Source organism: Phyllobacterium chamaecytisi (genome assembly GCF_020164455.1).
Classification (GTDB): domain Bacteria; phylum Pseudomonadota; class Alphaproteobacteria; order Rhizobiales; family Rhizobiaceae; genus Phyllobacterium; species Phyllobacterium chamaecytisi.
The window spans coordinates 21,255-28,643 of record NZ_JAIQWW010000034.1 but is presented as its reverse complement, the minus strand read 5'-3'; the positions used below and the strand labels follow the sequence as shown (position 1 = coordinate 28,643).

General features: G+C 56.5%; 6 protein-coding genes. 1 reads left to right on the top strand and 5 read right to left on the bottom strand.

Annotation, left to right across the window (positions count from 1 at the left end):
• Positions 1-63 precede the first annotated feature (63 nt).
• From LB462_RS29630 to chvE, 4 genes are all read right to left on the bottom strand, one after another.
• Entirely contained in the window at positions 64-1,089 is a 1,026-nt protein-coding gene (locus LB462_RS29630) for a histone deacetylase family protein (protein WP_224515503.1), read from the bottom strand.
• Between the two features lie 278 nt (positions 1,090-1,367).
• The gene (gene mmsB / locus LB462_RS29625) at positions 1,368-2,567 is read right to left on the bottom strand and encodes a multiple monosaccharide ABC transporter permease (protein WP_224515501.1); all 1,200 of its coding nucleotides are present in this window, start codon (positions 2,565-2,567) and stop codon (positions 1,368-1,370) included.
• Entirely contained in the window at positions 2,564-4,093 is a 1,530-nt protein-coding gene (mmsA, locus tag LB462_RS29620) for a multiple monosaccharide ABC transporter ATP-binding protein (RefSeq protein ID WP_224515499.1), read from the bottom strand. The genes mmsB and mmsA overlap by 4 nt, the downstream gene beginning before the upstream one ends.
• A 167-nt stretch (positions 4,094-4,260) precedes the next feature.
• The gene (gene chvE / locus LB462_RS29615; RefSeq protein ID WP_224515507.1) at positions 4,261-5,274 is read right to left on the bottom strand and encodes a multiple monosaccharide ABC transporter substrate-binding protein; all 1,014 of its coding nucleotides are present in this window, start codon (positions 5,272-5,274) and stop codon (positions 4,261-4,263) included.
• A gap of 313 nt (positions 5,275-5,587) precedes the next feature.
• On the opposite strand from chvE, the gene araD1 reads away from it, so the two are divergent.
• Complete coding sequence (gene araD1 / locus LB462_RS29610; protein ID WP_224515497.1) at positions 5,588-6,580, top strand: AraD1 family protein; 993 nt, start codon at positions 5,588-5,590, stop codon at positions 6,578-6,580.
• On the opposite strand, the gene LB462_RS29605 is transcribed toward araD1, so the two are convergent.
• On the bottom strand, positions 6,570-7,325 hold the full coding sequence (locus LB462_RS29605; protein ID WP_224515496.1) for a FadR/GntR family transcriptional regulator: 756 nt from the start codon (positions 7,323-7,325) through the stop codon (positions 6,570-6,572). The two genes, araD1 and LB462_RS29605, sit on opposite strands and share 11 nt — an antisense overlap.
• Positions 7,326-7,389: the final 64 nt, after the last annotated feature.

Here is a 7,389-nt window from a genome sequence, read left to right as displayed (position 1 = left end):
TAGGGCGCCCGTTTTTCGGGGATTTTCTACGCCAACAGACCTTTTGACGGCGAAAAATAAAAATCAGATCGCAGCGCCGAAGCCGGTGAGGAACGCAGTAAGATTGTCGCCGAGCTCGTCGCAAAGATAACCGCCCTCCTGCACGATAACCGTTGGCAGGCGCAATTTCGCGATGGCTTCGGCGATGCGGGCAAAACCGGGCGTCGAAACGGAGAGCTCGCCGAACGGGTCGCCCTCGAAAGCATCAAGCCCCAGCGCCACGACCAATGCTTCCGGCGCGAAGGCTTCGATGCGGCTTCTTGCGGCAGCAAGTGCTTCCAGGAATACCTCGTCGCCGGATTTGCGCACGAGCGGCAGATTGTGATTGTAGCCGAGACCCGCGCCCTCGCCGCGCTCGTCGGCATAGCCCCAGAAGAACGGATAAAACCGCACCGGATCGGCGTGGATCGAAACGGTCAGCACATCGGAGCGTGCATAGAAGATGCCTTGCGTGCCATTGCCATGATGCAGATCGACGTCGAGGATGGCGACGCGGGCGGCATTCTTGCGCAGTCTTTGCGCTGCCACCGCTGAATTGTTGATAAAGCAAAAGCCGCCGGCGACATCGGCGAAGGCGTGATGGCCAGGCGGCCGGCACAGCGCATAGGCGGCCGGTTCGCCGGACATGACCGCTTCGGCTGCTTCGACCGCGGCCCAGGCGCTCCAGCATGCGCTGTCCCAGGTCTCCGCCGAAATTGGGCATGCGGTATCGGCCATGTAATAACCCGCCTGCCCCACGGCGGAAGCCGGATAGCTGCCCGTGCGGTTGATTGGATGGATATTGGGAACCACTTCTTCCGAGGCCCCGGGGATCAGTTGCCAGCGCCCATGGATAGTCTGCAGGAACTCCAGATATTCGGGCGTGTGAACGGCGGCAATCGGGCCGAGCCCGTAATTGGCGGGGCGATGGATGGAACTCCCCGCCGCCCGGGCACCCGCGAGAAGCCGCTCGATCCGCTCCGGCTTTTCCGGATTGGGCCGCGGCGCGCCGCTCGACAGAAAGCCCTTCGGATTATGGCGCTTTTGCTCGTCCGCACAGAATGTCTTCATGAGCCTTTCCGTCCCTGGCGCCATCGTCGGCTGTATTCTGCATTACGCCAATCGAGAGTCAAAACGGAAACGCAGTCCGCGGTCGGGTAATTTGTCAGCCCTTTTCTTCGACAAAATGATGCGTGGTTCGACAAGCTCACCATGAGAGAACTTGGGTGTTACAGGGAGCCAAAGACGTCAACATTGGCTACCTGGGCTTTTGAGCCCACGACGTTCCTCATGGTGAGCTTGTCGAACCACGCACCAACGTCCTGTTAGCAGACTTCACCAAACGGGCTTCACGCCTTGTTCTTGTTGTAGACGTCGAAGATAACCGCAGCGAGCAGAACGAGACCCTTGATCACCTGCTGCCAGTCGATATTGACGCCCATGATCGACATGCCATTGTTCATGACGCCCATGATGAAGGCGCCGATCACCGCGCCCATGACCTGACCGACACCACCCATGGCCGAAGCGCCGCCGATGAACACCGCAGCAATCACGTCGAGCTCGAAGCCAAGGCCCGCCTTTGGCGTCGCCGTGTTGAGACGTGCTGCGAAGATCAGGCCGGCGAGAGCGGCGAGAACGCCCATGTTGACGAAGGTCAGGAAGGTCAGCCGTTCGGTCTTGATGCCGGAGAGCTTTGCCGCCTTTTCATTGCCGCCCATGGCGTAGATGCGGCGGCCAACGGTCATGCGCTTGGTCACGAAGACAAAAAGCGCGATCAAGAGGGACATGACAATCAGGACGTTCGGCAATCCCTTATAGGAAGACAGCAGATAGGTGAGGAACAGCACGATTCCGGCGATGATGACGTTCTTGGCAACGAAGAGCGTAAAGGGTTCGCCCTGATAGCCATGCTTCTCGCGCTTGGCCCGTCCGCGCACACTGAAATAGATCATCAGCGCCACAAGAATAATGCCGACAAGCATCGAGGTGACGTTGAAGCCGGGATAGCCGAAAAAGTCGGGAATGAAACCGGAACTCAGGAGCTGGAACTGCGGCGGGAATGGGCCAACGGACTGCCCCCCCAGCAGCCAGAGAGCGAGGCCGCGGAAGACCAGCATGCCGGCCAGCGTGACAATGAAGGATGGGATCTTGTGATAGGCTATCCAATACCCTTGAGCGGCTCCAATTGCGCCGCCCATGATCAGACACAGGATCGTCGCCGGAATGTAGTGGATTTGCCAGCGGACCATCATCACTGCGGCAAGGCCGCCGATAAACCCCGAAACCGAGCCCACCGAAAGGTCGATGTGTCCGGCAACGATCACCAGGAGCATGCCGAGTGCCATGATGATAATATAGCTGTTCTGCAGCACGAGGTTGGTCAGATTAACCGGCTTGAAAAGAACGCCACTCGTTGTGTACTGGAAGAAGAGCATGATGAGGATCAAGGCGAGCACCAGGCCATATTCCCGGTAATTGCCTTTCAGCGCGGAGCCATCCGTCTTGAAGTCTTTTTTACCTTGGGTTGCTGCAGTTTCGACGGTCATGATGCTTTCCCTTCAGCACGAATGATGGCGCGCATGATTTTTTCCTGGCTGGCTTCGCTGGCCGGCATTTCACCGACAAGCCTGCCCTGGTTCATCACGTAGATCCGGTCGCAGACGCCGAGCAGCTCTGGCATTTCCGACGAGATCATCAGCACGCTTTTGCCTTCGCTTACCAGTTGGTTGATGATCGTATAGATTTCATATTTCGCACCGACATCGATGCCGCGCGTGGGTTCGTCAAGGATCAAAAGGTCCGGATTGGCGAACAACCATTTCGAAAGAACGACTTTCTGCTGGTTGCCGCCGGAGAGATTGCCGGTCTTTTGATAAATGCTTGAGGAACGGATATTGGTCTTGCGGCGATATTCATTCGCCACTTTCAGTTCGGCCATGTCATCCAGCACGCCGTTATGCGAAACGCCGTCCAGATTGGCGATCGTCGTGTTGTGCTTGATATGGTCGATCAAGTTGAGGCCGTAGGTCTTGCGATCTTCGGTAACGTAGGCAATCCCATGGTCAATCGCTTTGCCGATGGTCGAAACATCGACGGGGTTCCCTTTGATGAATACCTCGCCACTGATGTTCCGCCCATAGGCCTTGCCGAACACGCTCATGGCGAATTCCGTCCGGCCAGCGCCCATCAGCCCGGCGATGCCAACGACTTCACCCTTGCGAACATTCAAATTGATACCGTTGATGACGGTACGCTCGCTGTGGATATGGTGGTGGACAACCCAGTCCTTCACCTCGAAGACCACTTCGCCAATATCGGGTTCGCGCTGCGGAAAGCGGTCAGCCAGCTGACGTCCGACCATCGACGTGACGATCCGGTCTTCGGAAATATCCTGCTTGTCGAGAGTCTCGATGGTCGCGCCATCACGCAGCACCGTGATGCGGTCGGCAACCTTGCCAACTTCGTTCAGCTTGTGTGAAATCAGGATGGAGGAAATACCCTGCGCTTTGAACTCCAGAAGCAGCGCCAGCAATGCGTCGCTGTCATTCTCGTTGAGGCTGGCCGTCGGCTCGTCGAGGATGAGCAACTCGACATCCTTCGACAGCGCCTTGGCAATCTCCACCAACTGCTGCTTGCCGACGCCGAGATTGGTAATCAATGTCAGCGGATCTTCCTTCAGACCGACCTTGGCGAGGAGTTCGCGCGTCCGGTTTTCCGCAACATGCCAATCGATGATACCGAATTTGGCCGGTTCGTTGCCAAGGAATATGTTCTCGGCAATCGACAGGAGCGGAACCAGCGCCAGCTCCTGGTGAATGATGATGATGCCCTGCTTTTCACTATCGCTGATCCCGCGGAAGTGCTGCTCCTGGCCATTGTAAAAAATTTCACCTTCGTAGCTGCCATGCGGATAGACACCGCTCAGCACCTTCATCAAGGTTGATTTGCCAGCGCCATTCTCGCCCACCAGAGCATGAATTTCGCCTTTGCGCACATCGAGGTTGACATTGTTGAGCGCTTTCACCCCAGGGAAAACCTTGGTGATGTTGCGCATTTCGAGGATGGTTTCCATCGATATCCTCACCGACGCTTCTGCAGCAAGTCGCCTGCTGTGGCGTCGTTTCCTTCTGCAATTTATATTGGGCTCTGCGTCCTTGCGCCACCGAAAACATCATCCGGAGAGCCGACATGGCAACGAACCCTGTGCGGCAAGCACAGGGTTCGTCATTAATCAAAGACCTACTTGATCTGGTCTTCCGTATAATAGCCGCCGCCAATCAGGATTTCTTTCCAGTTGGTCTTGTCGACTTCGACCGGCTTCAGCAGGTAGGACGGAACGACCTTGACACCATTATTATAGGTCTTGGTATCGTTGACTTCCGGCTCCTCGCCCTTGAGAACCTTGTCGATGAGATCGGACGTCACCTTGGCCAGCTCACGTGTATCCTTGTAGATCGTCGAGTACTGCTCGCCGGCGATGATCGACTTGACCGATGGTACTTCCGCATCCTGTCCGGAAACGAACGGGAATGGCTGGTCCGCAGTTCCGTAGCCGACGCCGCGCAGTGACGAAAGGATACCGATAGACAGACCATCATAAGGTGACAGAACGGCATTGACCTTCTTGTCGGTGTAGTAGGCTGACAGGAGGTTATCCATGCGCGCCTGCGCAACGGCACCATCCCAACGCAGCGTACCGACCTTGTCCATGCCCATCTGGCCGGACTGGACGACGAGCTTGCCGCTGTCAATCAGAGGCTGCAGGACAGACATCGCGCCATTATAGAAGAAGAAGGCGTTGTTATCGTCAGGCGAACCACCGAACAATTCGATGTTGAACGGGCCCTTCGCATCCGGAAGGCCAAGCGCCTTGACGAGCGAGCTTGCCTGGAGAACACCAACCTGGAAATTGTCGAAGGTTGTGTAATAGTCGACATTCGGCGTGTCACGGATGAGGCGATCATAGGAAATAACCTTGATGCCGGCATCGTGCGCCTGCTGCAAAACGTTCGAAAGGGTAGTGCCATCGATCGCTGCGATCACGAGGACCTTGACGCCCTTGGTGACCATGTTCTCGATCTGAGCCAGCTGGTTTGGAATATCGTCTTCCGCATATTGCAGATCGGTGGTGTAGCCGCGTTCTTTCAGCGCCTTCACCATGTTGTCTCCGTCGGCAATCCAGCGTGCCGAGGATTTGGTCGGCATCGCGATACCGACAGAGCCCTTATCCTGGGCGTAGCCTTGCGATCCCATCGCACCAAGTGCGATCAATCCCGCGGCAAACAGATTGAGTATTTTCACGTGTATCCTCCCGGTTGTCAAATCATGCCCGATACTTTTGAGCGGCTTCGACCGAACTTTTTAGCCCGGACCAGTCCTCCCAGAGCAGGGTCTTCCCAACATCTATCGCAAAAGTATGACTTTTGGAATAGGGCTTTCGCCGAGTTGCGAAAATCCCTTCGAACCATATAATACTATTATAATATTTTTTGAAAAGAGCTGCTGGACGATACCGTATGGCCAGCTTATAACCACGCCACCAAATCTGATATATCGGGAGGAAGCCTTGAATCTGGTCCAGTTGACGAATGCCAATGGAAAGCGGCAGGTTGCCGCACGTGTTGGTGAGGAATTCCGTCATGTCAAGCGCACGCGTTCCGTTCTGGAACTCGCGCATGCGGCGATCGATGCGAAAGCAGGCATAGCCGAGATTGTGGAAAAACGCGGGCTTGGCAAGAGGATCGACGTTGCAGCTGCCTATGCGGAAGGCCGCTTGCTTCCCCCGATCGACACGCACGATTCTGCCCATATCCATTTGACCGGTACCGGCCTCACCCATCTCGGATCCGCCGCGACGCGCGATGCGATGCATCGCAAAGTTGGCGACGCCGAGGAAGAAAAACTGACCGATTCGATGAAGATGTTCCGCATGGGGCTCGAAAACGGCAAACCGAAGAAGGGCGCGACCGGCGTACAACCAGAATGGTTCTACAAAGGCAATGGTTCAATGCTGACCGGTCCCGGCCAACCGCTCGTCTCGCCAGCTTTTGCGGACGATGCCGGCGAAGAGCCGGAAATTGCCGGGATCTACGTTATTGGTCCGGATGGGTCGCCTTTCCGCATCGGCTTTGCACTTGCCAATGAATTCTCCGACCATGTCATGGAGCGCGTGAACTATCTCTACCTTGCCCACTCCAAGCTGCGGCCCTGCTCGCTAGGTCCCGAGTTGATCCTCGGCGATTTGCCTTCCGATGTTCGTGGTGCTTCGCGTATCTTGCGTAAAAACAAGACCTTGTGGGAAAAGCCTTTCCTTTCAGGTGAAGACAACATGTCCCACACCATTGCCAATCTCGAGCATCACCATTTCAAGTATGCGGTGTTCCGCCAGCCAGGGGATGTTCACGTACATATGTTTGGAACGGCAACGCTTTCCTTTGCCGATGGCATCAAGGCCGAGAACGGCGATGTCTTCGAAATCGAAGCATCGGCCTTTGGCTTGCCCTTGCGCAATCCGCTGAAGATCGAGAAACCCGCGAAGGTGAAAATCACTACGCTGTAGCTGCGGTTCGCCCGGCGGTCAGCACCCGCTCGGCGCCTTCCTCGATCACCACGCGCATGGCTTGCTTGGCAGCTTCCACGTTGCGGGCCTTGATCGCTTCGGCGATTGCGGCGTGGCGTGCAACCGAGCGCACATGGCTTTCGGAGTTGGGTATGGGCGAACTGATGGTGAAGGTGGTCACTAGTGCCACTTCGATCAGCGCGCTGATAGAGCGCATAAATGGATTGCCGGAGGCTTCCGCTATCCCAATATGGAACTGCAGGTCGCTGAAGACGAAGTCCGCCGCCGATTCGCGTGCGTTCCCCATCTTCTCGACCCAATGGAACAGAGTATCAAGCTGCGCATCCGTGCGCCGCAGTGCGGCAAGGCCCGCCGCTTCAGGCTCAAGCGCCAGCCGCATCTCGACGATGCTCGACAGGAAATGGGCACTCGCACCTGCCTCGAAATGCCAGACCAGTATGTCCGGATCGAACAGGTTCCAGTGCGAACGTTCCAGCACGCGCGTGCCGATCTTGGCTTTCGGCTGAATAAGCCCCTTGGCAGCGAGCGTCTTCAAAGCCTCGCGCAATACGGTTCGGGATACCCCGAATCGTTCCAGCAATTCCGCATCACCCGGCAGAATACTGTTCTCCGGGTATATACCGTTGATTATCTTCAGCCCGAGATCGCGCATGACGTGGCCATGATGCGTTCGCGCCTGCCCCGCTGTGCGGAAATCATAATTGGTGAGCTGGTTGCCTGCCAAATGCTTGCCTGCTAATTGCTTGCGTGGGTGGGGAATCTAACCAGACAAAAACCGTCGCCAAAGT